We start from the raw sequence: 26,011 nt of genomic DNA on the forward strand, positions 1-26,011 counted from the left end.
GCTCCAAATGACTTGACCTATATTCAGATGGAAACCACAGAGAATACTGTGGATGAACTATCAGAAACCATCAGCTTTGGGGAAACTTCAGATTCAGCATCACCCGAAGCACAGCCAAGTGATTTGTTCAACTCTGAAGATGTCGCTACAAATGACTTGACCTATATTCAGATGGAAACCACAGAGAATACTGTGGATGAACTATCAGAAACTATCAGTTTTGGGGAAACTTCAGATTCAGCATCACCCGAAGCACAGCCAAATGATTTGTTCAACTCTGAAGATGTCGCTACAAATGACTTGACCTATATTCAGATGGAAACCACAGAGAATACTGTGGATGAACTATCAGAAACTATCAGTTTTGGGGAAACTTCAGATTCAGAATCATCTGAAGCACAACCAAGTGATTTGTTCGGCTCTTTCGATGAAAATTCACAACTGCTGTTTGAAGATTTAGCCATAAATGATTCCACCTATATTCAGATTGAAACCACAGAGAATACTGTGGATGAACTATCAGAAACCGTCAGTTTTGAGGAAACTTCAGATTCAGCATCATTACAAGCACAGCTAGGTGATTTGTTCGACTCTGAGGATGTAGTTACAAATGACTTGACCTATATTCAGATGGAAACCACAGAGAATACTGTGGATAAACTATCAGAAACTATCAGTTTTGAGGACAATTCAGATTCAGCCCAGAAAAGCCCAGAAGTTTTAGAGACCGAGGAAACTAATAATTTAGAAACTACCTTTGAATTAACAGAAAACACAGTTGTTGAAAATAATTTATTGTTTACAGAAACCGCTGAGATTGTTGCTCAAGAAGATGAATTTGCAGACTTGGCAGCATTATTAGGAGAGGAAGTAGCACCCATCCCCAAAGTTAAGAAGATACCAGAAGTAGATTTTGCTGCCCTGGAAGACTTACTAAGTACAGATAATAACAACGATGTCTACCGCCAACGCCAGCCTTTCAACACTCAACCAGTCTCAGCTAAAAATGCTATTCCATCACCAGCCATCAAAGATGAATTTGGTGACTTAGAGAAATTGCTGGCAGAAGCGAATCAAACAATATCCCATTCTACTGTAGTAAAATCGAACACCAGCCAAGCTACCCGTCCCTCTAGTCGTAGGGCTGCGAGATTTGAAGAAACTATGAAGGTTCCAGTTAAGCAACTGGACGATATGAGTAATTTAGTTGGGGAGTTGGTGGTAAATCGCAATACCTTAGAGCAGGATCATGAACGGCTACGACAGTCATTAGATAACTTGCTGATTCAGGTACAACAACTCTCAGATGTAGGTGCAAGGATGCAGGAGTTGTATGAGCGATCGCTACTGGAAGCGTCTCTATTAGCTGGACGCAAAAAGAAAGACCCCGACGGCTTCCAAGCCCCTGATTCCAATGCCGATCGGGGTTTTAGCGAACTAGAAATGGATCGTTTTACTCCCTTCCACACACTCTCACAGCAGATGATTGAACGCATTGTCCGAGTGCGTGAGTCGGCTAGTGACATTGATTTTGTTACCGAAGAAACCGAACGAGTCGCTAGGCAGTTCCGCCAAGTAACCACCCAGCTACAAGAGGGGCTAACAAGAGCGCGAATGGTTCCCTTTGCTCAAACTATCGATCGCTGGCGGCGAGGAGTCCGCGACAACGCCATCAAGTGTGGCAAACAAGTAGAGTTGGTGATTGAAGGTGGCGATACTTTAATTGACAAGATGATTTTGGATCATCTGACCGATCCGTTGACTCACATGTTGAATAATGCGATCGCTCACGGTATTGAAACACCAGAAGAAAGGCAAGCTGCTGGTAAACCACCTGCGGGAATCATTACTATCCGTGCCTTCCACCAAGGGAACCAAACGATCATATCTGTAGGCGATGATGGTGCAGGTATCGATTCCGCAAAGGTTAAGGCTAAGGCTGTGAAGATTGGCATGATTACAGAAGCGCAGGCAAAAGCGATGTCTCGTCTGGAAGTCTACGATCTACTGTTCCAGTCTGGTTTTACGATTAAAGATCAAGCCGATGAAATTTCTGGTCGTGGCGTGGGTATGGACGTAGTGCGCTCCGAAATTAGCGAAATTCGGGGAACAGTTAACACCGATTCTGCGATCGGTAAGGGAACCACCTTTACTATTCGTTTACCACTGACTCTAAGTATTTGTAAAGCTCTCTGCTGCGTCTCCGATCGCTCCAGGATCGCCTTCCCAATGGACGGTGTAGAAGATACGCTAGATATCCCAGTCAAAAATATTCAGCATGATGCCAATGGGCAATCATTTATTTCCTGGCGCGATACGGTGCTACCATTCCGACCCCTGAAGGAACTTTTAACCTTCAATCGCCAAATCAGTCGCGGTAATGTCTATGGCGGCACCAGAGATGATGACATGGTTTCTGTGGTTGTGGTGCGATCGGCAAATACCCTGATTGCTCTACAGATTGACTTGGTGTTAAGCGAACAAGAAATTGTAATTAAGCAATTTGAAGGGCCAGCACCTAAACCCATTGGTGTAGCTGGTGCTACAGTTCTGGGTGATGGTCGGATTATGCCCATTGCTGACGTACTGGAAATAATTGACATCTTCCAGGGACGGATTTCTACACAAGCTGGTGGCAATTCTTGGCAACAAAAACTCACTCCTCCTGATACCTCTCCTGCGAAGATTGACCCGACAGTGTTGATTGTCGATGACTCAATCACAGTCCGAGAATTGCTATCCCTGACATTTAATAAAGCCGGTTATCGCGTAGAACAGGCGCGTGACGGTCAGGAGGCTTGGGATAAACTCCGCTCTGGTCTGCCTTGCGATATCGTCTTTTGCGATATCGAAATGCCCCGTTGCGACGGTCTGGAATTGCTCTCTCGCATCCAGAAAGACTCTAACCTTAACCACTTACCGATCGCAATGCTCACCTCGCGCGGTGCAGACAAGCACAGACAAATTGCCGCTCAACTCGGTGCTAGTGGCTACTTTACCAAGCCCTATCTCGAAGAAGCTCTACTTGAAGCCGCAGCGCGAATGCTCAAAGGAGAGAAACTCGTTAACTAAATCAACCAAAAGACTTCGATTTTAGGGAAAACTCTACACGCTTTTACCTCGATTAAAGCTGATACTAGTTTTTATAGCAAAGGACAGGGAGCTTAGGACAGCAATAAAATCACAAAGTACGCTGTTGAAGACGCGTTTCCCGCAAACTGTCCTAACGGCTTTGGCGACTGCTATAATAGTACAATTGTTCTATAAGCAAAAATAGCACGTATTGCCCCGTCAGAAGCCGGGGCTTTCTTTTTGAGAACAATTAGAGTTTATACCCCAAGTCTCAATACTTGTCGGGTTTTCGGGAAAAGGGCAAAGAAAAAACCTTTAACCTTTAACCTTTCCCCTTTAACCTTTTCCCCAAACCCAATTCTGAGTTCAAAATCCAAAAACCGAGTAGTATTGCCCCAAGTCTTGGGTCTATCTTTGTAGTATGTAAAGAAGTACTTTGATCTAAGAGCTATGCCTTCTTCTGAAAATCTCACTTACCCAACCAGCCATAAGAGCAATCAAGCTGATAATTACCACGGTACTTTAGTCGCAGACCCTTATCGTTGGTTAGAAGATCCTGACTCCGAAGAAACAAGAACTTGGATTGAGGCACAAAATAAAGTTACGTTTGGCTACTTGAGTGAAATTCCTGCTAGGGAAAAAATTAAACAGCGCCTCACCAAACTTTGGGATTATGAAAAATACGGTATTCCTTTTAAAGAAGGCGATCGCTACTTTTATTTCAAAAATGACGGATTGCAAAATCAAAGTGTCCTTTACACTTTGAAAACTCTCGATGACCAACCCCAAGTTTTACTCGATCCCAATAAACTCTCAGAAGATGGCACTGTTGCTCTTTCAGGATTGTCAATTAGCGAGAATGGTAAACTTTTAGCTTATGGTCTATCCTCCTCTGGTTCTGATTGGCAAGAGTGGAAAGTACGCAATGTTGAAACTGGTGAAGACCTCCAAGACCACCTGAAGTGGATTAAATTCTCTGGCGCATCTTGGACACACGATCATCAAGGTTTTTTCTACAGTCGCTACGATGAACCAAATGAAAAAACTCGATTAGAAGATGTCAACTATTATCAAAAACTCTACTATCATCAACTAGGGAAACCCCAATCAGAAGACATTTTAATTTATCATCGTCCTGACCAAAAAGAATGGGGTTTTAGTGGTGGCGTTACTGAAGATGGACGCTATCTAATAATTTCAATTTGGCTAGGTACGGACTCTAAAAATTTGGTTTTTTCCAAAGATTTAACTAACCCTAATGCGGAAGTCGTAGAACTAATTAACCAATTTGAGGCAGATTATAGCTTTATCCACAATGATGATAGTGTCTTTTATTTTCGCACAGATTTAAATGCACCACGGGGAAGAGTTATTGCGATTGACACGAAAAACCCTGCACCAGAAAATTGGCAAGAAATTATTCCCCAATCTGCGGAAACTTTGGAAAGTGTCGGTATACTTAATAATCAGTTCGTTGCTGATTACCTCAAAGATGCTCACAGTCAAATCAAAATTTTTGACCTCAAAGGTGCATTTATTCGAGAGGTAGAACTACCAGGACTCGGTTCAGCCGGAGGCTTTGGTGGTAAGCGTTATGATACTGAAACTTTTTATAGTTTTACCAGCTTTACCATACCAGGCACTATTTATCGCTACGATATGGTGACAGGAAAAAGTACTATTTTCCGTCAGCCACAGGTAGATTTTAATCCTGATGATTACGAGACAGAACAAGTCTTTTATCACAGCAAAGATGGTACTAAAGTACCAATGTTTATTACGCACAAAAAGGGCATAAAATTAGATGGAAATAACCCAACTTATCTCTATGCTTATGGTGGTTTTAATGCCTCAATGACACCTGGCTTTTCTGTGAGTCTGTTAGTGTGGATGGAGATGGGTGGTGTCTATGCGATGCCTAATATCCGCGGCGGTGGAGAATACGGCGAAGAATGGCATCAAGCAGGAATGAAGGATAAAAAGCAGAATGTCTTTGATGACTTTATTGGCGCTGCTGAGTGGTTGATTGCTAATAAGTATACTAAAACTGAAAAGCTAGCGATCGCAGGTGGTAGTAACGGCGGTTTATTAGTGGGTGCTTGTATAACGCAACGTCCCGATTTGTTTGGTGCAGCAATACCCGCCGTCGGCGTCATGGATATGTTGCGGTTCCACAAATTTACCATCGGTTGGGCTTGGACTTCTGAATATGGTTCTGCGGATAATCCAGAAGAGTTTTCAGTACTGTATGCTTATTCGCCATTACATAAAATCAAACCAAATACAGCTTACCCAGCAACCTTAATTACCACAGCCGACCATGACGATCGCGTTGTCCCTGCTCATAGTTTCAAATTTGCCGCTGCTTTGCAAGAGGCTCACACAGGTGAGGCGCCAACCCTAATTAGAATTGAGACGAAAGCCGGACATGGTGCGGGTAAACCCACGGCTAAAATTATCGAAGAAGCCGCAGACAAATGGGCTTTTTTGGTACGTGTTTTGGATGTTGAAGTTTAGCAACTTTGTCGGGTGGGCATTGCCTACCCTACGAGACTAAACTAACTATCGCCCTCACTAACTTCTGTGGCTCTACAGGTTTTGTAATGTGAGTTTGAAATCCTACCTGGAGCGCTCTTTGCTGGTCAATTTCTGCGGCATAAGCAGTCAGTGCGATCGCTCGGATGGTTCCTCCTTGATTCGGTGGGCGAGATCGAATCTGCTGCATCAGCATATAGCCATCCATCTGTGCCATACCTATGTCACTCACTAATACGTCAGGAGTGAACTGCTCTAGAGCTTGCAAAGCTTCTAAAGCAGAAGCGACGGCTGTTACATTTGCACCGCATTGTGACAGCACAAGTGCTTGAAACTCGCGAGTATCTGCCTCATCATCCACCAGCAAAATTTGAACGCCCTCTAAAGGCACTTTTGCTTCTGTTTGAGTGTGGATTGGCTCGGATGCGTTGAGCTTTGCTCTTGCGTGCTGCATCAGGGGCAATTGGATGATGAAGGTTGCGCCTTGATTCTCACCCTGACTTTCTGCTGTCACCATGCCCCCATGCATTTCGACAATTTGCCGCACGATCGCTAGCCCCAATCCCAACCCGCCAAATTTGCGTGTCGTTGAGCCGTCTTCTTGGCGAAAATATTCAAATACATGGGGCAAAAACTGTGGATTGATGCCCTTGCCAGTATCAATTACCTGAATCTGAGCTAGCCCGTCGAGTTGCCGCAGTTCAACAGCCACTTGTCCGTTGTTAGGTGTGAACTTAACCGCATTGGTAAGCAAATTCCACATCACTTGTTGCAAGCGAGCTGCATCGCCATAAATCGGAGCGATCTCAGTATCAAGCTCAAGAGCGATCGCAATATTTTTTGCTTCTGCTGCCAAACGCACTGTTTCAACGGCAGCATAAATCACAAAGGTCAAACTGACCGGAGCCGCTGTTAAGCTGAGTTTGCCCTGCATGATGCGGGAGATGTCGAGCAAGTCTTCGATTAGTCGCGTCTGTAAATTGGCATTGCGCTCAATAATTTTCAAGGCTTCGGCTCTTTGGGTTTCTCTCAGTTTGCCGTTTTGTAGTAACTGCGTCCAGCCCAAAATCGGGTTCAAAGGCGATCGCAATTCATGAGACAGCACTGCCAAAAACTCATCTTTGATCCGATTGGCGCGATCGGCTGTTTCTCTTGCGGCTTGTTCGCGGACAAGGAGTTGTTCTCGTTCTGCCTCAATGCGTTTTTGCTCAGTGATATTGAGTACAGTACCGACAAAGCGTTGTGGATTGTCGGCAGCATCAAAGTAAGCCTGTCCTCTGGCTGCAATCCACCGTTCAACCCCATCCTGAATCCCGATCGTGCGATATTCTACGTCATACTTGCCGTTGCTTTTTGGGTTCAAAGTCCTTTGCAGCAAATGTTCTAGTCGTTCGCGATCGTCAGGGTACAGTCCGGCAAAAAAGACCTCAATGCTGCTCTCGGCTTCTGGTGGTAAACCATGCATGGCTTTGCAACCTTCATCCCAAATCAATTGGTTGGTGATGAGATTCCAGTCCCAGGTGCCTAATTGGGCAGATTCGATCGCCATACGGAAGCGGTTTTCACTGTCGCGCAAGGCTGCTTCAGCGCGGGCGCGTTCGACCGCCGCCCAAGTGCGCTCGGCTACTTCTTCGGCTAGGGACACCTCGTCCGGTGTCCAAGCTCGTGGCCCGGATGTGTGAACTGCCAGCCCCGCTACGAACTCGCCCCTCTTGATCAGCGGTATGCCGATGTAGGCACCGATCTCAATGGCGGCGTAGGCTGCTCGCTCTGGCGGGGACAGGTTGGGATCGGCTTCCACATCGGACGCGGACACGGCGCGACCGGTGCGGTAGGCTGCGAGCAGCTTGGGACCGAACGAATCAACCGGGTAATTGCCAGCGAGTGCTGCGGCTCCATTAACATAGTCACGCTCAACGACGTAATCAGCACCGCGAACCTCGAAGTACGCCACCCGATTCGCGCTGAGATATTCGCCAAGCACACGGCTGGCCGTAGCCTGAATCTCTATAGGGTCGGCAAGTGGGCGGAGTGCGTCGGAGAGAGAGACGCGGAAAGCATTAAATTCGGCGGTTCGCCGCGAAAGTTCTTCTGAGAGTTTGCGTTCGCTAATATCTTTGAAGACAATGGCAACTTTTCGCGCCTCCGGCTCACCCATACGACAGGCATAGACATCGAACCATCGGTTCATTGCAAGAGAGCCATTTTCAAAGCGAGCAGGTTCACCCGTTAGAGCAACTTGACCGTAAATCTGAATCCAATGGTCTTCTAAATCTGGAACTAACTGACGCGCCGTTTTCCCGACTGCTTGTCGAAGTCCCGTTTGTTGCTCAAAGGTGGGATTGATCTCTAAGAAACGGTAGTCGCTGGCGCGTGGCACACTGCCACTCGGTAGATCATTTTCTTCAAATAATACTTCAATAATGCAGAAGCCTTCGTCGATCGACTCAAACAAAGTCCGGTAGCGTTCTTCGGATTGACGCAGGGTTGCGGCAGTTTGAATCTGCTCGGTAACATTCTTGAAATAAACAGTGATACCGTTTGGGGCGGGGTAGGTGCGAACTTCGTACCAGCGATCGCGATCCGGGTAAAACGCAGTCATTGACGCAGCCACACGATCGCGCATGGCGCTCCAGTGAATCTGCTCTAACTCGTTGCCAATCAATCCTGAATATTCTTCCCATAAAGTCTTGCCAATTAAATCCCCTGCCACACGATCGAGCAGCATTTCGGCAGCTTGATTCACATAGGTAAACATCCAGTTCTCATCCAGAGCAAAGAATGCGTCTGTAATACTCTCCAGAATATTCCGGCTCTTTTCCTCACTTTGGCGCAAGGCTTGCTCTACCTGTTTGCGTAAGCAAAGCTCGTTGGAGACATCAGTAATGTCTCGCGTCACACCTGCCACTGCGTCTACTGCGCCGTTTATACCTAAAAGTGGGACAAAAATGTATTCATAGGTGCGTGTGCCGATTGCGCTAGTATAGGGCGTTTTATCCTTGAGCGGCTGGCGCGTGGCGATCACCTGTTGAATCTGTTGCTGATGTCGGGTCGCTAAATCGGTTGGATAATCCAGCTCAAAAAAGTTCTTTCCCAAAGCTTCATCTGAAGTTTTTTGCCAAAGATTGAGTAGTGCCGGGCTGATATACGTGAACCGTCCCGCCAAATCAAAGGTGTAAATAAAATCGGGAATTGCAGCGACGATCGCGTCAAACTTTCGCAATTGCCGTTCGAGTTCGCTACGGCTCTCGCGTAATGCTGCTTCAGCACGGGCACGCTCGACGGCTGCCCACGTCTGCTCTGCTGTTTCCTCGACTCGTTTCACCTCGTCTTCCGTCCACTGGCGAGGCTCTGCCTGATGCACCGCCAGCAACGCGACAAATTGATTGTTCTTAATCAGCGGCACATCAATATGCGCGGCAATATCAATTGTTTGATATATTGCCCTCTGGCTGGCTGTGTATTTAGAGTAGTTGGCCACATCGGGAACGATCGCCGTTCGCCCCGCTCGATGGTCATCTGTCAGGTTGCGCCCAAAGTCTTCTAGATGGTACAGTCCGCTCAGTTCGGCAACGCCGTTCGTATAGTTTTTATGAACGATCACCTCCTTGCCATCCGGTAACACTTCAATGTAAATAACGCGGCTTGCGCCTAGAGACTCGCCCAGAACAAAAGCAGCGATCGCCTGAATCTCGTTAGCATCAGTCAGCGGGCGTAGCGCATTGGTAAGCTTGACTCGAAACGCATCGGCTTGGGCAGCTTGATGCAAGGCATTGGTTGATATGCACTCCGGTAGCAGATCGGATTCTAGCTGCTGGACACGATCTAGTTCTGTTAATAGGATCTGCACAGCCGTTTTTAGGCTATCCGACCAGGTTTCGACGGCCCCTAGTGACGTTTGCGACCAATCGTGCGATCTCAACAATGCACCTATCTTGCCGCCACCAACAAAGAGGTTTTCAGCCTTGGTGCGATCGGCAGCCCATCTCTGGCGGTATCGCATTTCCCGTTCTAAAGCCTTAACTATTAAATCATTAAATGATTCGCTACCTTCCTTGAGTTTCTTGGCTTTTGCAAGCAAGTCAGGCGGAAAACAGATTGTTAAGGCTTCGCGTTCCATAGCAATGAGTGTAACCAGATATGGATAACATTTATTGTATTGTGCCCGTAGAATAGTCTGACTAGGTTTGCTTCCACTTTTTTTATCCGCAATTAGAGGGTGAGCTTTAATATTGATAGATGAGTTAAAATTCAATCAATTACTCACTCTAAGCAAGTATTAATTATGAAATGGAAAGAAGTTTGCGAACACAAACAATTATAAGATTTACCCTTCAAAATCGAATTAAACAAATGGGGTAAAATCGTCATGATTACAGTCAAAATTAAACATTATTTTATCAAAGAATAATTCATTACTTATTTTTAAAACATATCTTAAAAGTATTGATAATCTTTAGTTAAAGATTGAATAAAAATAAACTTTACTTAATTTTAGGTAAAAAGTGGCTTGCTAATAAAGCTTGTCGTTGAGTAACTAATGCTGACATTCTTACCTTGAAACTGGTATAAATTTGGTGCTACTTCTGAAGCATTAGCTGATAATACAGGTATTGCTGTTAACAGCATACCTAATGTAAACGATCCAATTAAGGGATCTGCGGGTTAATAGTGTCCCAGACAGGAGGGTTTCGACACTTCGACTGCGCTCAGTGCATCGCTGCGCTTAACCCTCAGATGTCGAGAGTTGAGCGCAGTCGAAACTCGGTTTATTGGTACTTTATTTTCACGCAAGTCCCTAAGTTTCTTGTTTGCATACCTAAAAAAGTTTTTGCTAGTTTGACCGAGATACTTACCCGAATGAGATGACAATAGGTATCAAACCAATTTTAAAAGTAGATATGACTACAATCGTGTAAAATGGAACACATTGTAATGCTTGTTAATCTATTTGCAATAATTTCTAATATTCTGTAAAAATTTGATCTACGAACCTGATAACCCTTGAGGAGTTTTAAAAAATACACTCAGATATGGTATAGGCAAAAAGTAGTGCAGCAATAAGTTTATACATCATCTCCTGCCACATTTCTTTTGAGGCGATTTGATTGCATTTTTGTCTTATCCCTCCATAACTAGCAACTTGAGTTAGATTTAGATTTTGAAATACCCTTTGGGGTTTTATTTTAAAATTGGAAATTTTGTATTGCTTATGAAACGGCGACCATACATGCTTCTAGGATTTTTCCTCAGCCTTGTTTTAACTATCGTGCCAATGCCCGGCAATTTCACTAATGCTGCAACACCAACAGCAGTCACACCTGTCTCTGCTCTCTCATTCACCCAAGGAGTGCAAAAAACGGTATTAGACAACGGCTTAACGGTACTAACCAAAGAAGTTCATACTGCTCCTGTGGTGAGTGTGCAAGTTTGGTATAAAGTTGGCTCACGCAACGAGGTGAAGGGAGAAAATGGTATTTCTCACCAGCTAGAACATTTAATGTTCAAAGGTACAAACGACCGTCCAGTACAGTTTGGACGGTTGTTTAGTGCTTTGGGTAGCCAGTTCAATGCTTTTACTAGTTATGACGAAACAGCTTACTTTGGCACAGTGCAGCGAGACAAATTAGAAGCACTGCTGACACTGGAAGCCGATCGCATGGAAAACTCCTTAATTGGGACTGAACAACTTACAAGTGAAAAGCGGGTGGTGATCTCCGAGTTACAGGGATACGAAAATTCACCGGGCTATCGTCTGAGTCGGGCAGTGATGCGGGCTGCTTTCCCTAATCGAGCTTATGGCTTATCGGTAGGAGGCACAAAAGCCGATGTAGAGCAATTCACGGTAGAGCAGGTACGGAATTATTACCAAACCTACTACAGCCCAGAAAATGCCACATTGGTGATTACCGGAGATTTTGCTACAAAACCCGCACTCAAAGTTGTGAAAGAGACTTTTGGCAAGTTATCGCAACGAGCAAAAAAAGACACGGTACTCGGTAATGCCAGGAGAGCAATTGATCGTTACTCGGCATCTTCTTCCATTGCTGACGCTTCCCCATCTACCCCTGTTGCTAAAAAAGCACCGATTGTCCTTAAGCAACCTGGAAGTGCAGCACTATTGCAAGCGGTCTATCCTTTGCCAGATATTAAACATCCTGATGTCCCAGCAATTGATTTGATGGATGCCATTCTCACAGGTGGACGTAGTTCTCGACTGTATCAGGCTTTGGTGGAATCTGGACTCGCTAGTTCAGTGAGTGGTGGTGCTGCTGAACTCATCGAACCGGGTTGGTATGAAATTGATGCTACGGCGGCTCCCGGTCAAGAGTTGGGGAAAATTGCCCAGGTACTCCAGGAATCTTTAACAAAATTGCAACAGCAGCCTGTCACCTCAGAAGAGTTGAAGCGGGCAAAGACGCAACTGCAAGCCTCATATATTTTGGGTAATCAAGATATCACGAGTCAAGCTAATCAACTGGGATATAACCAAACGATCGCAGGGGATTATCATTTTATTGAAAGGTATCTGGCTGCGATCGCGAAAGTGACTCCTGCTCAAGTCCAAAAAGCAGCGAAAACTTACCTCAATCCGGCTCAACAAACCATCGGTTTCTTTGAGCCGACTCAACCAGATGGTAAACCAGGAACTTCTAGCGCTGGTTCTGGACGCACGGTGGAAAATTTCAGCCCTGGTAAGCCTGTAGATCCAGCAGAACTAGCAAAATATTTGCCACCTGCGACATCAGAAACAGATTCTAATAAACAATCACTACCAGAAGAGTTTACCTTAAAGAATGGTTTGAAGGTTTTGCTGTTGAGCGATCGCAATCTTCCCACTATTAACCTGAGCGCACAAATTGACGCTGGTGCTGAATTTGATGGCAATCAAAAAGCTGGATTAGCGAATCTAACTGCAAGTAACTTAATGAATGGGACGCAGACTAAAAATGCTCTGACTCTAGCAAAAACCTTAGAAGACCTGGGAGCCGGTTTGAGCTTCAGTGCTAGCCGTGAAGGAGTTAACGTCAGCGGTGAGGGGCTTTCAGCAAATTTGCCAATATTGATTCAAACTCTGGCAGATGTGTTAGAAAACGCCACTTTCCCCGCCGATCAGTTAGAACTGAGTCGCCAAAGGGCACTGACAAGTCTGAAAGTCCAACTGGACGATCCTAGAGGTTTGGGAAGGCAAGTATTCCAACAGGCAATTTACCCTGAAAATCATCCATTCCACAGCTTTCCCACAGCCGAGAGTTTAAAGACTATTACTCGTGATGATTTGCTTGGTTTCTACCAGACACACTACCGACCGGATACCACGACGCTCGCAATAGTTGGAGACTTTGATTCAGTTAAGGTAAAAGCTTTGCTAAATGAGGTATTTGGTAAATGGCAAACCACAGGTAAGCCACCTGTTCTCAAAATACCAACCGTACCATTTCCGAAAACTTTAACACAACTAAACAAAGTAATTCCCGGTAAAGCTGAGGCTGTCACCTACATCGGCTACAACGGCATCTCTCGGAAAGACCCACGTTATTATGCGGCACTGGTGCTAAATCAAATTTTGGGTGGTGATACCTTATCGAGCCGCCTGGGTACAGAAGTGCGCGATCGCCAAGGTTTAACATACGGTATATATAGTGGTTTTGCTGCTGGGATTAATCCGGGGCCCTTCTTGATTCAAATGCAAACTGCTCCTCTTGATGCCCAAAAAGCGATCGCCAGTACTCTCGCATTACTAAAACAGTTACGCGAACAAGGAGTAACTGAAGCTGAATTCAACACAGCAAAACGCTCAATTACCAATAGCTATCCTGTGGATTTAGCTAATCCCAGTGATGTAGCAAGCATCATTTTAGATAATGCTGTTTTAGGGCTTTCACGCTCAGAAATCCGACAGTTTCCCCAGCGGATTCAAGCAGTCACTATGGCTAATATGCAACAGGCAATTGAAGATTTAATTAAGCCAGAAAATCTGGTGATTGTCACCGCCGGGCCTGGAGATACAGTACCCAAGGGCAGTTAATTACCAAAAACTTGGGTCTGTTCGCGAAGCGTCTCGTAGAGAAGCCCCGTCCTTTGAGGACGGCTTTTTATCATCGTTGACAGGACTTTAAATGAGTAATGAGTAATGAGTAATGAGTAATGAGTAATGAGTAATGAGTAATGGGTATCTACTCATTACTTGTTACTTACTCCAGAATCACCGACCCTTCTTTCTCGGTGAGTATGTCAACTCAGATACATAGCAATGGGATTTGATTTGTAAAAATCGCAATAACAAGATCCCCGATTTCTTTAAGAAATCGGGGATCTCATTCTGCCTGCTTCAAATTGAATAAGACACTGGGAAGGACTTTGCATCCTTGGGCTTAACATACACTCGCTGTAGAGGTTCTAACTCTAAGTCATTAAAGCGATCGCGTGTTAAATGCGCCATCAATACTTGCCCGTCATCGAAAGTTAATTCCACCTGAATTTCCCAACCCAAATGTATCAATCGGCTTACTGTCGCAGCCGTAGTCGTACCGTTAGCAACCTTTTCAAAAATCACATCTTGCGGGCGCAAAAATACTTCTGGGTGTGGTGCATCAAAGCCGCTACTTTGAAAAATCTTCGAGGTGCTGGGTAACACATTCACCGGACCAATGAAGCTCATTACAAATGCGGTGGCAGGATTATCGTAAATTTCAGCTGGTGTCCCTACCTGTTCCACACGTCCTTTATTCATCACCACAACCTCATCGGAAACTTCCATTGCTTCCTCTTGGTCGTGGGTGACGAAAACTGTGGTAACATGAACCTCATCATGGAGGCGGCGTAACCATGCCCGTAAATCTTTGCGGACTTTAGCATCAAGTGCGCCAAAGGGTTCATCTAGCAATAAAACTTCCGGTTCTACTGCCAATGCCCTGGCTAAAGCTACTCGTTGTCTTTGACCACCAGAAAGTTGTGATGGATAGCGATCGCCTAATCCAGTCAATTGCACCAATTCAAGTAACTGTTCTACCCGCCCTTTAATCCTCTTTGGCTGTGCCTTACGAATTTCTAAGCCAAAGGCAATATTTTGCTTAACAGTCAGATGCTTGAATAGGGCATAGTGCTGAAATACAAACCCAATATTTCGCTGTTGCACACTTTGGTATGTAGCGTCCTTACCGGTAAGCAGGATTTTGCCGCTATCTGGCATTTCTAAACCTGAAATTAACCGTAGTAGCGTAGATTTTCCCGATCCTGATGGCCCAAGTAATGCAACTAGCGAACCACTCTTAATTTCTAGGCTGACTTGATCGACTGCCTTGAAACTCCCGAATTGTTTGGAGACGTTCTCAACTACTATACCCACTGCTACTATAACCTCTGCAACTAAATCTACAGATCCTTGGTAGGATTACTGTGTCCTACATATACCATATATTGTTATTTATGGATGAACAAGATTTAGCTACTGCAACTGCCGCAATCGAGGAAGCTACAGTCAGCCCCACTGCAATCTAGAGAACTAGGTACTGCTCTCCATGAATAACACTCAAGGTCATGTAGAACCGAGGCAACAAGGTGGAGCAATGAAAGGCGATCTGGATGGGTATAAATTTCAACTAGCTTCAATGGTTGAACAATACCCAGATGCAACATTATTAGAATATTGTAAGTATTATTGATTTTACCTGACTTATTGGTTTTTCTGGATTAATTTATTCTTTGGAAGCCCCTTATATTTAATTGCAATCACTTACTTAATCATTTCTACGATTATTTTAGAGAAAGCTGAAATGATTGGAATAAGTAAAGGAATAATTATAGTCACTAGCCATACTTTGATAGTACTCATATCGAAAGGCCATATTGGGTAACTATTAATCATAGATTTATAGGATGAATCTAGTTTTAAAATAATATTCATTTCTTTTTGAATAAACTTTCTTAATTCGCAAACTTCATTGTCATTCTTTGTCTTATATAATTCAGAGATCATCAGGTTATTCATTTTGTCATAATACTTATTTAGTTGTTGTGCAAAAGGCTCTAGAAATCTTTGCTTTGATTTTTCCATTTCTTTGTGAACTGCATATACTGTCCACATAAAGCAAGTGGAAGAGAACAAAATTAAAACTGGTATTATTAAGAGCATATATCCAAATTGCTCAATTAGATTTTCTTGGTAAAACTGATAAATAGATAAAAAAGCCATAAACCATATTAAGCCTACTAAGTATGTGACTGTTATAAGATATTCACTTATTATTTTAAAACCACCACATTTATCAGGATGCCAAGGGTTTATGTTTATCTCTTTTGACTGAACGAATTTTCTTATTCCTCTAAGGTTAATAATTAAAATATTTGCCTCCATAATTATGGCGTACATAACTATCACTCCAATGAACGAGGAACTTATTGTTGGGATAAGTGTAGTACCTGTCCATCCTGGTAAATTATCCCTTGAACAAAAAAATAAAATTCCATAAGTTATACTTACAGATATAGCTATAAATCGAGGTAATGGATGCCTATATAATCTTAATAAATCATCCACTTCACCATAATATTGATTATCTATCATATTACTCATGTAAAATAAACTAGATAATCTGCCTAAAAGATTATTTGTTGATAACCAATAATAAAACCCCAAGACAATAGGATTGTAAATTAAAATCCATATCCAACTATTCAAATCTGCTAATAAACCTTTTCCTTTATCAGAGGATACAAATGAATTACTTAAAGTAGCGGCTATTATGTAGATTGTAACCATTACTATTGCCGATAGAATGGTAATTTTAAACGGATTTATATTAAAATTGTATAAAAGTTTTTCAAACAAAAAATCTGCTAGAGGATCTGAAGTATAAATTTTTTGGACATGATGTCTTTCAGCTTTTGTTTCCATTCTCAAGCTCCAATTAAAATGCAATTAACTGTATATCCTAAAAGGATATTTTAAAAGTCAAAACCAGTCAAAAATCATGTAGATTGTCTGACCTTGATACGAATCATGGCAATGGTAATTACACAAAAATTTTTTACGATTTCAGAAAAATTTTCTAGTTTTGTTAAAGGGCTTTTCTCTTGAAAAAGCTATTTTTGTAACTTTTCAGCATAGTATTTATAGTTTGTTAGGATATACAGTGGTATTAAGAAATATGAAATATCAAGCAATTAGCATATTCCAGAGTCAAAGATTATGAGTTTCATTTTTCTTAAAACTAGCTAAAAGTTCAGTAATTTTTCTACCACCCTCTCAGTAAAAAAACAGTAGTTCATCAACAGCCACAAAGTCGATAAAGATAAAAAAGTTTTTCTCCAAAAAGCGAGCGCTGAAATGCTTGTATGTTTTAATACTTCTTGCACACATTCTTTAACTATCAGACAATGTGCTTTTGATATCCGGTAATTGCGGCGGTACTAACTTGTCTAGTAAAAGAATTGAACAAGGAAATCTGCATATTTTGGAACTGGGGACTGGTTGACTAGGCAATATTCTTCATTCTTCCCAATCCCCACTTCGTATCGAAACATTAAGGAATATTGCATTTGTGCAGAAACCTGGAGGAAAAGCGCCAAATCACTAGAAAGACCGTGGTAGTATGCTCTCGGTAAATGTGAAGATTGGGAGAAAGACCTTTGACACTACGGGTTGCTGTTATTGGGTCAGGCCCTGCTGGTTCATCTGCCGCTGAAACACTGGCAGCCTCTGGGATTGAAACCTACCTGTTTGAGCGGAAGCTAGACAATGCAAAGCCTTGTGGGGGTGCAATTCCCCTGTGTATGGTGAGTGAATTTGACCTACCACCAGAAATTATCGATCGCCGGGTACGGAAGATGAAAATGATTTCGCCTTCCAATCGCGAGGTTGATATCAATTTGGTAAATGAAGATGAATATATAGGAATGTGCCGCCGAGAAGTGTTAGATGGCTTTTTGCGCGATCGCGCGGCAAAACTAGGCGCAAATTTAATTAATGCCACTGTTCATAAACTTGATATACCAGGAAACAATACTGATCCCTATACCATCCATTACATTGACCATACAGACGGTATATCGCAGGGTATTGCTAAAACCTTGAAGGTGGATTTAATTATTGGGGCCGATGGGGCTAATTCCCGCGTTGCCAAAGAAATGGATGCTGGGGATTACAATTATGCGATCGCTTTCCAAGAGCGGATTCGCTTACCCGAAGACAAAATGGCCTACTACAACGACCTCGCCGAAATGTATGTCGGTGATGACGTTTCGACCGATTTCTACGCTTGGGTTTTCCCCAAATATGACCACGTAGCTGTCGGTACTGGCACGATGCACATCAATAAAGCCAGCATCAAACAGTTACAAGCTGGCATCCGCGCCCGTGCTTCCGAGAAACTAGCAGGCGGTAAAATCATCAAAGTAGAAGCCCACCCCATTCCCGAACATCCCCGTCCCCGTCGTGTTGTCGGTCGCATCGCTTTGGTGGGGGATGCTGCTGGTTACGTTACCAAGTCTTCTGGCGAAGGTATCTATTTTGCCGCTAAATCTGGGCGGATGTGTGCCGAAACCATTGTCGAAACATCTAACAGTGGTAGCCGTATTCCTACAGAAGGCGACCTCAAGGTTTACCTGAAGCGTTGGGATAAAAGATACGGACTCACCTATAAGGTGTTGGACATTCTGCAAACCGTGTTCTATCGTTCCGATGCTACCCGCGAGGCGTTTGTGGAAATGTGCGATGACCTCGATGTACAACGGCTAACATTCGATAGCTATTTGTATAAGACGGTTGTCCCAGCTAATCCCATCACCCAATTGAAAATTACTGCCAAAACCATTGGTAGTCTAATTCGGGGTAATGCTCTTGCACCTTAGGTAAGTGCAAAATACTGAAATTGCAACCAATAAAATTACCCAATACGGTTACAGTAGACCTTTTACAAAAGTCCCTAACACCCCACCCCCAACCCCTCCCCGCTCTTCGGGAGGCGAGACAAAGCATAGCTTTGGCGGGGTGGGGTTTTATCTTTGATTTATGCAAGAGGTCTAGTGTAGGTTCACTAGCACTATTTTCTAGCAGTTTCCTCAAATCATCTTCAAGATTTTTCTTTGAAATAATGAGTGCTACTCATAAATTAAGTTTTGTATAAATTGATGCTCTTGTAATTTTCACTTTGGTATTGTAATTTTTGTACAACAAAACTCAGTATTTTCCGAGCAGTAGCTGTTGGCTATGTCGCTGCCCTTTAGAGTAGACCTAAATTCCTGAAAAGAGGGTGATTGCTACAACTTAGAGTTGAGTGTGCTTGATAAAACCTTTGCAAAACATCACAACATTATGATGATGAAGAAAGTGAAAACAAAAACTCAAAACTTTTGTAAACTCGTTTCAGTTTTTATAAGTATCTTTGTGGTTTCGCCAGCCTATGCAAGTGATTGGCTTCAATGTGGAAATCTAAGCCAGATCGATGAAACTTGTCAGATTCCAAACTATCCAACTAGTAGCTACGAATATGCAATTTCTTATAACACAACTGAGCCATTACCAGTTGTTTGCAGTAGTTGGAATGTGGGAAAAAGGATCTATAACAAGCAACCGTATATGGTTCTATCTGATAATCCACTGGCGGGCATGAGTTATGGAGGCTTTATTTTTTATAGAGGAACACTAGCCTCTGATGATGCCACAGCTACATGTTCTTCTGGGCAGTGGCGTCACAGATACTGGCAATTAACTCAGAACAATAGAATTGAAACGAATTTTAGTAACGGGTGCTTGGGAACTGAAACTCCAGTCTTCTGTCGCGCACGCAAAGAAGCATCCACCAATAACATTTTGAACTTTGAACAAAAGAGATTAGCTTTGCTTCCTGACAGTAGTCTGCTAAAAAGTAATAGATAACGCGATGTGCGACTTTCTCTCAAACCTAACCCGCAATCCCTTCCATATCAGGTAATCGGAGAAAAAATCAAAGCATTTTGGACTGTAGGGCAGAAGAATGGGAGCGGGGTTCCAAGAATAAGTCGCACATCGCATTCATCAAAATTCTTAATCGTGGTAACTTGCTGATCATTGGGCTGCTGCCGCAAATCTTGAGGCGGCAGCCTTCTTATTAGGCAAAAACGAGACAAATCAAATTAAGGGTTTGCGTTTTTATTAATGCCATTCGGACTAAGACTTATAAATTACCCAATTTTGTGGGGTGGACATCCTGCCATTGGTGTCAAGTTAAGACAGATCCCCAAATGTCAACAGCCTCCTCTAACTTGTCATGCTTGGGTGGAGGTTACGTATGCTGTATTCTAAACTTCAGCGATAAATTGCTTTTTGAATAAATGCTTAATTTTATTTCCTATTTGTTTTTGGCTCAAGCATCACCTTCTCCTGCACCACAGGAAATCTTCGTTCCCCAACAAACAAGACCTTTAACAGGACATCTTGACGAAGTACCAGTATTTAACAGTAATAATCCAGAAGTAGTTAAGAGTGAAGGAATTCTGCTATCTACATTTCCTCCTCAAGGCAAAAGAGTGCCCAACGCCCACCTAAACTTTCCATTTCAGGGACGGTTTGATTTATTTTCTCACCATATTGCTAGAGCGATTGAGACGCCAAATGATTTGCGGACTCTTTATTTGGGAGTGATTGTTTACAATCCCAGCGATCGCCCTGCAACTGTCAATATATTGCAAGCAGCTAGTTATGTAAGTCAACCTGATGCACCTTTTATCAAGCTTCCTCCCATGCTGTCAAATAATTCGGGAAACATTTATGCAGGGCCGGGCGATCGCGTAATGAATGATGTGCTACGAGTCAGACGACAAGGATGGCCAGCCCAGTTGCTAATTCCACCAAAACAAAGCCGGATGTTAATGAATCATCCAATTCCAGTGCGGACTTTAACGCCGCCATTGAATGGACGTTCTACTTTGTTACGTTTGTATAGCGATCGTCCTGTTTATATGGCGAACCTGGCCATGTTTGCTAAACCCAATCCCGATGGTAGTGAAAGAGCGCCTACTTTAGAAGAATGGGAGAATTTATTAGAAAATGGTGATTTTGCAGGCCCCCGTGAATCTGCCCCCAGTCCTCCAGATCAGCTTGCAGGGGCAACAGAAATTTACGGACGGGTAGCGGGGGTAGCTGTTGGCTCTCGTTGGCAAGCACAAGTTACCGACTCTAATAGTTCATACCTGACAATTCCTGAATCAGGACAAGCTTTTTCTTACGGTTTAAGTACCCTTTTGGCTGGCAAAATGGGTACTGGACAAAACCAAACTGCTAAACTCGTAGCGCGTTATCCTGGTACTGCTTACGAAGCTCACGGCAACTACGGCATTGAATACAATATCTCTCTACCATTATTCAATAATACGGATAAGCCGCAAACTATAAATGTACTTTTTCAAACGCCTATTAAAGAAGATGAGTTAAGTAAACCAGGGCTGCGCTTTTTTTCACCACCCGCACCATCTGTCTTTTTCCGAGGCACTGTTCGTATTCGCTACAACGACGATAATGGCTTACCCAGAACCCAATATTGGCATTTAGTTCAACAACGGGGACAGATGGGAAAACCGCTGGCTCAATTAAAAATATCTCCTGGACAGCGCCGACTGGTAGAAGTGGATTTTCTCTACCCACCTGATGCTACGCCTCCTCAAATGCTGACAATTCAAACTGTAGACCAAACATAAGGTATAGGGCAAAGGAGAACAAAAAAGTTATCAAAAAACCCTTGCCAATGCCAGCTTCTACTTAAGTTGATAGAAGTGAATTAGACTTCTTGCATAAGTCGGGAAAAGGGTAAGGGGGAAGGGGAAAAGGTTCTGTATTGTCCCCTTCCCCTTTAACCTTTACCCTTTTCCCCCTCTTGCAAAAAGCACTTTTGCAAGAGGTCTACTGCTGTTATGCCCTTACAAAATGTGTGTACTTGAGGCAATTGGAAACTGCTATATGTAGCGTTTCTCAGTCGTATGGAATACAGGTCTTTGGTTTTTAGGTTTAGTGCAATTTCTGATAAAACAGATGTTGTTCTGAATCTACTGGGGCAAAATAGAAAACATGACGATTGAATCCAATTCCTCTAATCTACCAACCCCAGAACCAGACCCCGAAGATGATTTGCAGCCGGATGACTTTGACGGGAGTGCAAATGAGAAAAACCTACCCTCACAAGCACTAGCAGCAATTGGTTCTTTGCAATCTCCGCAACATACAACTGCTTTACAACAAGCCCGTTCTGACTTCAAACAACCCATTGCCAAGCAATTTACAGTTAAGCCGAGGGCATTGCTGATTATTTTAATCGCGATCGCCATCACCTTCATTGGAGTTATCCTGAATAACTGGATCGTTGGCACAATCGGCACGCTGATAACTTTGCTGTTATCCCTAGCGATATTATTGCCTTGGTTGCAAGAAGTTTTAGACGAATGGTTTTCACCCCAAGAACGCACCCTGTTTGTTGCCTTTTTGGGACTAATAGTAGCCATCATTGGCTTGATCAGGTTCACAGGTATAGGCGATCGCTTACTGCTTTTAGGACGCCAGATTAACTGGGATATTGCTGGTAGCCTAGCAGAATGGTTTGGTGCTTTGGGGCAAATTCTCATTGCTATCATTGCTGTTTACGTAGCATGGCGACAATATGTTATTTCCAAAGACTTGACAATTCAGCAAAATATGCTAACGGTTCAGCAAAATGTTATCACCCAGCAACAGACAATTGATTCCTATTTCCAAGGCGTTTCAGACTTGGTATTAGATGAAGAAGGATTATTAGAAGATTGGCCCCAAGAAAGAGCGATCGCAGAAGGACGCACTGCGGCAATTTTAAGTAGTGTCGATGGTAGTGGGAAAGCGAAAATTCTCCGTTTTCTCTCACGTTCTAAGTTGCTTTCACCCTTAAAACGCGATGGGCGATTAGGTAGAGCCATTCTTGACGGGAGTGGCGGATATGCAGAAGACCGCCTTGAAGGTGTGCGCGTCATAGATTTAGGCGTAATGCTAGCCGCCGCAGACCTTTCTGGCACTGATTTGCGTTGGACTGATTTGAGCGAAGCTAATCTTGTCCGCGCTAATCTGGTCGGTTGTGACTTAGTAAAAGCCAATCTCTCGCGCACAATTTTATATAATGCTAATCTCAGTAGTGCTGACCTGAACGGGATTCGCCTATTCTACGGTGTACTGGAAAAAGCATCACCCCGCAGCCGCACTGAACGACCAGATTATGAAACCGGCGAACACACTGGCGCTGTGGTGGAAAATGCCGATTTTACGAATGTGCAGCGGATGTCTGAGTCTGCGCGTTGCTACTGTTGCACTTGGGGTGGTGAAAAAACTAGAGCTACTATCCCTGGTGGTTGTGAAGGTATTCCTAATAAGTTGGGAAGATAATTATAAAAAATTAGTTAGCCGCATTAAAGATTTGCTGTGCAGTTAAATTTAATTGGGGAAAGGTAGGTGATGAAATCGTGGTGTTACCTTGAAACGCTGTCATTTGATATTCACCATCAACTAATTCGCATACAAAAATAGTGGGTTGTTTGGGATTACCGATGAACTTTCTTGCACCCAATGCAGCATAATCAGCAATCCAATATTCGGGAATTCCCATTTCTTCATAATCTCTAAATTTATTGTAGTAATCATCTCGCCAGTTAGTTGAAACAACTTCAATAACTATTGGAATCGATGCTGCTTGGCTTACTGTTGACTGTTTTTGAAAAAGCGGTTCATTGTCGAGATTATCAAGATTTAGCAGCAACACATCAGGCGAACAAGCGGATTCGGCAGAAGGAGTTTGGATCAATGCAGTTTTGGGTATAGTGTAGGGAAGATTCAGGCGATCAAACTCGACAGTTAGCTTACGGGCTATAAATCCTACAACTTTTTCATGCGAACCGGTTGGGGGGCTTATATTAATAGTGGCTGAAACCATCAAGATTTGTCCTTCCAGGTTCAGAACTAGAGCAGGTATTGCTGCTCTTAATTATTCTAACTAGCTGTTTTATCTAGGTTCCAGTAATTCACACCTTCAGGTAGAGTAAGAATTTCAACGCCGTCTTCAGTTACAGCTAAGGTATGCTCACATTGAGCGGATAGTTTGTGATCGCGTGTTACCGCAGTCCATTTATCGCTGAGAACTTCGACTTCGTAAGTACCTTCGTTAATCATTGGCTCAATGGTAAAAACCATCCCCGATCTGAGGCGCTTGCCCTTACCGCGTGTGCCATAGTGGGGAACATCCGGCGCAGTATGGAAAATATTACTGATGCCGTGGCCAACAAAATCTCGCACTACAGAAAAGCCTTGTGCTTCAGCATACTCTTGAATTGCTGCACCAATATCGCCAATGCGTGCCCCAGGTTTAACTTCAGCAATACCTAGACGGAGACACTCTTCTGTCACCTCTACCAACTTTCTTGTTTTTGGAGAAGGTGTACCAACAAAAAATGTCTTGGATGTATCGCCGTGATAACCTTCAACAATGGGTGTGACATCAATATTAATGATGTCACCTTCCTTAAGAATTTGCTTGGCGTTGGGAATGCCGTGACAAATGACCTCATTTACACTGGTGCAAATCGATTTAGGATAACCCTTATAGCCAAGAGGTGCGCTTTTTGCTCCATGCGCTTGCGTCCAACGTTCGGCTTCATCATTTAGTTCAAGAGTGCTAACCCCTGGTTTCACAAACGGTTCTAGATGCTGGAGAAGTTTAGCTGCTAAACGCCCAGCTTGACGCATTTTCTCTATTTCTCGTTGGGATAAAATAACAATTAGTTCAGTTTTCATTAACTTTTATCTAAATTTTATCTAAAGTATCTTTCATAAACATAGTTAACCCTGTCTGTGCAGCTCTTTGGGCAGTATCAGCAACCTTTAGGGTATATAAGCTCTCCTCTGGGGTAACGTACAAAGGAGTCCCATCAAAAAGATGGTCTAACACCATACTCGTATCTTTGGCGAACAAACCCCGGCGAGGTCCAACCTCTATAGGTGTTGTTTCCCCTGGCTGGACGAATATTCCGGTGTCACCATCAAAAATTAAACCACCTTTTTCACCGTGAACTTCAAACTTGCGTTCTGATTGCCAAATACTTTCGCCTTTACCATAGACTACTTGGGCTAAAAGTCCACTGTTAAAGCACAGTTCACTAGTGCAGAAACAGGTTTGGTAGTATTCCGGTTCTATTTCCCAATATCGCTGGTGACAGTTAACAGTAAATACTGTACCAAATAAATCGATGAGGCGATGTAGGCGAGACAGGGCCCCAATTAAGGGAAAGCCAAAAAACTCGTGGTTATAAGTCCATTTGCGGGGTGCAGGATTTTGAGGATTGATGGTGCTGTAGCGAACATAAAACACCTCACCAATTTTGTCTAAGTTTTGCTTCAAAGCTTGATGCAAACCACCCAAAAGTTCTAGGTGTTCAACGTGCAGGAGTTTTTGTTGTGCTTTGGCTAAGGCAATCAGTTCCTCAGCTTCAAATACATCCAACGAAAGAGGATACTCTACAATCACATGTTTGCCGTTGGTAAGTGCTGCACGAGCGATCGCACCATGATCTCGATTAATAGTGGAAATCGCTATTAGGTCTATATCTTCACGCTCTACTAGCTCTTGCCAAGTATTCAATACTTCAATCTGGTAGTCTCTAGCAAAGGTTTCGGTTTTTTCTCTTGTATGACCAACAACTGCGACTATATGCGATCGCTCATCATGGAACAATGCCTCAGCCCGAAACTTTGCCGCATACCCAGTACCTACCAAACCTACACGCACTTTTGCTTTTTCCAAAGCTGCCTCTGAATTATACATGATCCTCATTAGTTCTGTTTTTTCTCTTCCCAGGCTTCTAGTGGTGAGATTCTCTCTTCATGGGGTTCACCAGTCTAGACTCTACAACATTCGTCTTACCCCCTCAAGGGCAAATAAGACTTTATTTGCAGCTAGATAGAATTACGTGTACTCAAAAAGGAAGACTTCAAAAGAAAAGCCCTTTTGCAAATCATAATGTCAGAAATTTGTCAATACAATGAACAAAAAAATGGCAAAAGAAAAATTACATCTCTACAGTACTGTTATGTTTCTTTCATTTATAACGGGCGCATTTAAATCAGATTAGAAAATAAAACAGCTTAGAAAATGAAACAGCCCTATTTTTTAAAGGAGTTGGGGAATCTCTTCTACGTAAGTCTTATAAAATATCGGTAACATTAACCTTACTCATGTTTACTTTCAGGGGATATAATTTTTTCTAATCACAACCTGACTAGGGTAGAAAATAATATAAAGAAAACTTATCGGGATTAACTAACTAAATTTCATTACTAATCGGGTTCAATTTCCAGTTACATAGTTTAATTTTTCTCGTAGTATCAGAATTGAAGCAAATTTAAACCAGCGGCTAATTCCAC

Annotated in this window: 14 protein-coding genes; 8 read left to right on the forward strand and 6 right to left on the reverse strand. The window is 43.1% G+C overall.

What is annotated here, in order from left to right; all coding sequences use genetic code 11:
- Together RMX69_RS17185 and RMX69_RS17190 are read left to right on the forward strand one after the other, a co-directional pair.
- The coding region (locus tag RMX69_RS17185; protein WP_322638176.1) for a hybrid sensor histidine kinase/response regulator at positions 1-3,072 on the forward strand (3,072 nt) is incomplete at its 5' end.
- Between the two features lie 450 nt (positions 3,073-3,522).
- Positions 3,523-5,589 carry a prolyl oligopeptidase family serine peptidase gene (locus RMX69_RS17190; RefSeq protein WP_322638177.1) on the forward strand — a complete coding sequence of 689 codons (2,067 nt, stop codon included), beginning with the start codon at positions 3,523-3,525 and terminating at the stop codon, positions 5,587-5,589.
- 28 nt (positions 5,590-5,617) lie between these two features.
- Here the strand turns inward: RMX69_RS17190 and RMX69_RS17195 are convergent, their stop codons facing one another.
- Positions 5,618-9,727, reverse strand: coding sequence for a YlcI/YnfO family protein (locus tag RMX69_RS17195; protein WP_322638178.1), 4,110 nt, complete (start codon positions 9,725-9,727; stop codon positions 5,618-5,620).
- 1,092 nt (positions 9,728-10,819) lie between these two features.
- Between RMX69_RS17195 and RMX69_RS17200 the strand changes: the two genes are divergently transcribed.
- Positions 10,820-13,636 (forward strand): pitrilysin family protein, encoded by a 2,817-nt coding sequence (locus tag RMX69_RS17200; RefSeq protein WP_322638179.1) that lies wholly within the window; start codon positions 10,820-10,822, stop codon positions 13,634-13,636.
- A 303-nt stretch (positions 13,637-13,939) separates the two neighbouring features.
- On the opposite strand, the gene RMX69_RS17205 is transcribed toward RMX69_RS17200, so the two are convergent.
- Positions 13,940-14,956, reverse strand: a complete 1,017-nt coding sequence (locus RMX69_RS17205) for a sulfate/molybdate ABC transporter ATP-binding protein (protein WP_322638180.1) — start codon at positions 14,954-14,956, stop codon at positions 13,940-13,942.
- A gap of 172 nt (positions 14,957-15,128) precedes the next feature.
- On the opposite strand from RMX69_RS17205, the gene RMX69_RS17210 reads away from it, so the two are divergent.
- The gene (locus RMX69_RS17210; RefSeq protein WP_322638181.1) at positions 15,129-15,272 is read left to right on the forward strand and encodes a hypothetical protein; all 144 of its coding nucleotides are present in this window, start codon (positions 15,129-15,131) and stop codon (positions 15,270-15,272) included.
- Between the two features lie 71 nt (positions 15,273-15,343).
- Here RMX69_RS17210 and RMX69_RS17215 read toward each other — a convergent pair whose 3' ends face one another.
- A complete protein-coding gene (locus RMX69_RS17215) occupies positions 15,344-16,504 on the reverse strand; it encodes a hypothetical protein (RefSeq protein WP_322638182.1) in 1,161 nt (386 codons plus the stop codon).
- A 734-nt stretch (positions 16,505-17,238) separates the two neighbouring features.
- On the opposite strand from RMX69_RS17215, the gene chlP reads away from it, so the two are divergent.
- The 4 genes from chlP to RMX69_RS17235 all read left to right on the forward strand — a co-directional run bounded on the left by chlP (position 17,239) and on the right by RMX69_RS17235 (position 22,984).
- Positions 17,239-18,459 carry a geranylgeranyl reductase gene (chlP, locus tag RMX69_RS17220; protein WP_322638183.1) on the forward strand — a complete coding sequence of 407 codons (1,221 nt, stop codon included), beginning with the start codon at positions 17,239-17,241 and terminating at the stop codon, positions 18,457-18,459.
- 427 nt (positions 18,460-18,886) lie between these two features.
- A complete protein-coding gene (locus RMX69_RS17225) occupies positions 18,887-19,486 on the forward strand; it encodes a hypothetical protein (protein ID WP_322638184.1) in 600 nt (199 codons plus the stop codon).
- Positions 19,487-19,920: 434 nt separating this feature from the next.
- The gene (locus tag RMX69_RS17230; RefSeq protein ID WP_322638185.1) at positions 19,921-21,282 is read left to right on the forward strand and encodes a DUF3370 domain-containing protein; all 1,362 of its coding nucleotides are present in this window, start codon (positions 19,921-19,923) and stop codon (positions 21,280-21,282) included.
- Between the two features lie 367 nt (positions 21,283-21,649).
- Entirely contained in the window at positions 21,650-22,984 is a 1,335-nt protein-coding gene (locus tag RMX69_RS17235) for a pentapeptide repeat-containing protein (RefSeq protein WP_322638186.1), read from the forward strand.
- A gap of 10 nt (positions 22,985-22,994) precedes the next feature.
- On the opposite strand, the gene RMX69_RS17240 is transcribed toward RMX69_RS17235, so the two are convergent.
- From RMX69_RS17240 to RMX69_RS17250, 3 genes are read right to left on the reverse strand one after another with little or no spacing between them, the layout of a single operon-like run.
- Entirely contained in the window at positions 22,995-23,528 is a 534-nt protein-coding gene (locus RMX69_RS17240) for a Uma2 family endonuclease (RefSeq protein WP_322638187.1), read from the reverse strand.
- A 56-nt stretch (positions 23,529-23,584) separates the two neighbouring features.
- Positions 23,585-24,385 (reverse strand): type I methionyl aminopeptidase, encoded by an 801-nt coding sequence (gene map / locus RMX69_RS17245; RefSeq protein ID WP_322638188.1) that lies wholly within the window; start codon positions 24,383-24,385, stop codon positions 23,585-23,587.
- A gap of 10 nt (positions 24,386-24,395) precedes the next feature.
- The gene (locus tag RMX69_RS17250) at positions 24,396-25,412 is read right to left on the reverse strand and encodes a Gfo/Idh/MocA family oxidoreductase (RefSeq protein ID WP_322638189.1); all 1,017 of its coding nucleotides are present in this window, start codon (positions 25,410-25,412) and stop codon (positions 24,396-24,398) included.
- Positions 25,413-26,011: the final 599 nt, after the last annotated feature.

Source organism: Nostoc sp. EspVER01, assembly GCF_034530635.1.
Taxonomy (GTDB): Bacteria; Cyanobacteriota; Cyanobacteriia; order Cyanobacteriales; family Nostocaceae; genus Nostoc.